This is a genomic window from Algibacter pacificus, from assembly GCF_008033385.1.
Lineage (GTDB): Bacteria > Bacteroidota > Bacteroidia > Flavobacteriales > Flavobacteriaceae > Algibacter > Algibacter pacificus.
This window is the reverse complement of sequence record NZ_VOGY01000033.1, coordinates 1-2,865: the sequence shown is the minus strand read 5'-3', so window position 1 is coordinate 2,865 and position 2,865 is coordinate 1. Positions and strand designations below refer to the sequence as shown.

Genomic DNA, 2,865 nt, shown 5'->3' with positions numbered 1-2,865 from the left:
TCAGTTTAAAAGGTTCTGAATACCGTCTAATTACTTTGTCATTTCTATACATAATGTTTAAAATTATGTAGCCTTATTTCAGGACGGGTCAAAATTGCAGGTAACGTTTTGGTATATGAAAAGTAGCAGATTATATGTGCCAATTTTTAGTTTAAAACAAAAATAACAGAAAAGCGCAAACTTAGATATTTGTACTTAACGGCTATTTTTTATATACCGTGTTGTAGGCAGTATTTATTCTTCCATAACATAAAAATATCTAACTTCTTTAATAATAATTTCTTTTTTTTGAATTTCAGATTTATCAATTAAAAAGATGGTTTTTGCATTATTAATTAACTTAACAGATTCAATATAACCGATTTTTTGTATAAATTCTCCAGTTACAATAATATCTTTATTTTTTTTTAAAAAACTCTTATTTACCTTAAAATAAGGTACAGGATTATTTTTGTATTCTTCATCGAAATCATAATATTGGCTGTAAATGAAAGTCATTTTTTCGTTTTGCAAAGAATAATGGTTTTCTTCTGTAAAGAAGAAATTGTAAAAAGAGCTTGTTCTTTTGTCCTCGTATTTTTGCATAATTCGTTTAGTTTGATAAGAGCAATTTGTTCCATTATGAAGTATAAATAATACTTCACTTTGTTTGATTTTTTTTAAGTTTTGAGATATACAAATGTTTGTTAAAAACAAGATTAAGCTTAATATGAATATTTTTTTCATGTTTTGTTTTTTTAATCATTACATTCTTTGCTAAACCCTTCAATTCCAGTTCGTTTGTAATGTTCGTAATTAGAAAACTTACTTGAAGTATTTAAAATACTATTTATAAAAGCATTTGAGTTTTGCAAACCAGACATACTTAAATATTTATAAAATTGATTCCAACTCCACGGAATTTCAGGTCCAGTAGGATTGCTTTCATCAATAAATGTTTCAGATTCAGCACTTTCTTGATGAGCAATTGGAATTAAATCATCTTTAATATCTGCTAAAATTTCGGACATGGTAGGGAGTAAATAGTCAAACATAAATTCATGGTCGGATTGAGCAGGACAAGCTGTTGAAAAATACATATTTAGTAGTTCGCTTAATTCAACATCATCAAAACCCTCAAGAGGTGTTCCTTGGTTACAACCGTATTGTTTTACTGTTAAATATGCATGGATTGATTCGTGAAGAATTGTTTTAGCTAAAGATATAGAGCTAACACCCATATTACTTTTATTTATTTCGATTACAGCATCATAACCAGTAATTACACCAGTTGTAGGATTTACTGATAAGCGAGTTTTAGTAATACCGTTAGGATTTATCATTGATGGAGGAATTGGAGGAATGTTATCAACCAATTTAAATTTCACATGTAAATTTTCGCTTTCTCCAAATGTGTCAATAAATAATTTTTTAAATTTTGGAGATTTTATAAGTTTATTGTAAATACACATAAATCTAACTTTTTTGGGTTCAGGATTAAGAACTGTTGGTCTCACTAGTTCTAAATCTACATTAAAAGGAGAATTGAAACTTTCCTCTAAGTTAATCTTTATATTTCTATTTACCATCCAAGCAATAATTGTTTGTTGCGCAAAGCTACTCGCTTCATTAAAGGTGTAGTTGTTTGAGTCTATTTCTAAGAAATTTTCAATTTGGGTTTTAAATTTTATGTTTTCTAACTTCTCTAACCAATCTCTTTGAAGGTCGGTTAAATCAAGCTGCTCGATCACACTAAAATATTCGTCATCAGGTTCAATGGAAGGTAATGGTGGCATTTCCACTTCTGTATCTGTAAGATTAATAGGTTCACATTCTAATATTCCATCATTATTTATGTAACAACAATCTGGTTCAGGAAATATAACTCCATTATTGATATCAATATCAGGGTCATTATTATCATTACTATCTGGCTCTTCAATATCGGGGTTAATAGGAGTAGGGTTAGTACAAGTAGTTGTTGAGTGAGAGTATTCCCATATTGGTAATATGGGACAATCACAAAAGTTTCGTATTACATGACCTACACAAGGACAGGGAATGGCATTATAGTAACGAGTGGTTTTGCAGTTACCATTAGTTACAACAATTTCGAATGTATATTTAGCTTCTTTATGTAAACTGTTACTTCCTATTTTGGATATTATAACACTTTCAGATTTGTCTAGAGGATATTTGTAAATGTATTTTTCTAATGTGCCATTATCCTCATGCAAGACAAGATTATAATAGTAACGGTCTATCTTGTCTGTTCTTTTCATAAGAAACATATGATAGGTGTTCCCGTTTTCTAGGTATTTTATACCTTTATTGCTAGTTAGTTTAAAGGAAGGCTCGTTAGTTGTATTTTTTAAGTTAGCTGATTGGTTTTTAGATTTTAAACCAAAACTTTCTTTTGAAAGTGAGTTTTTGCTTAAAATTTCATTTAAAGACGTTGAGCTAACAGATTTGTTTGGATTTAGATCAGAATTGTTGTTTTGATTCTCATCGTCTTTTTGACAGTTCCACAAGAGAGTAGAAATTCCAATGATTAAGACTCCAATTTTTAGTAAATTTTTTAACTTTTGTTTTTTCATGTGTACCGCTGTTTAATGTTAGTTAATAATGTTCATGTGATGGCGATATTGCCTACAACGGTCTTGTATATGGTTTGTTGCGTGGTTTAAGCACCTAATTTAGCAAATAAAAACCGAATAGAAAATCCGCGAGGATTTTCGTAAGTAGGCTAGAACTAGCAATAAAATATATACGGTGTGCTTGTTGCACAAGGTAAGAAAAATGCTACAATAAAATTGTATAAAAAAGTCAAATTTCTTATCTTTATATATGCAGGGAAAAAAGACATATCAAGAGAAGCTATTCAAT

General features: G+C 29.3%; 2 protein-coding genes. Both read right to left on the bottom strand.

The window, feature by feature from the left end:
• Positions 1–234: 234 nt before the first annotated feature.
• Entirely contained in the window at positions 235–726 is a 492-nt protein-coding gene (locus FQU21_RS17185) for a hypothetical protein (protein ID WP_147679247.1), read from the bottom strand.
• An 11-nt stretch (positions 727–737) separates the two neighbouring features.
• Positions 738–2,576 (bottom strand): hypothetical protein, encoded by a 1,839-nt coding sequence (locus FQU21_RS17180; protein WP_147679245.1) that lies wholly within the window; start codon positions 2,574–2,576, stop codon positions 738–740.
• Between the last annotated feature and the right edge of the window lie 289 nt (positions 2,577–2,865).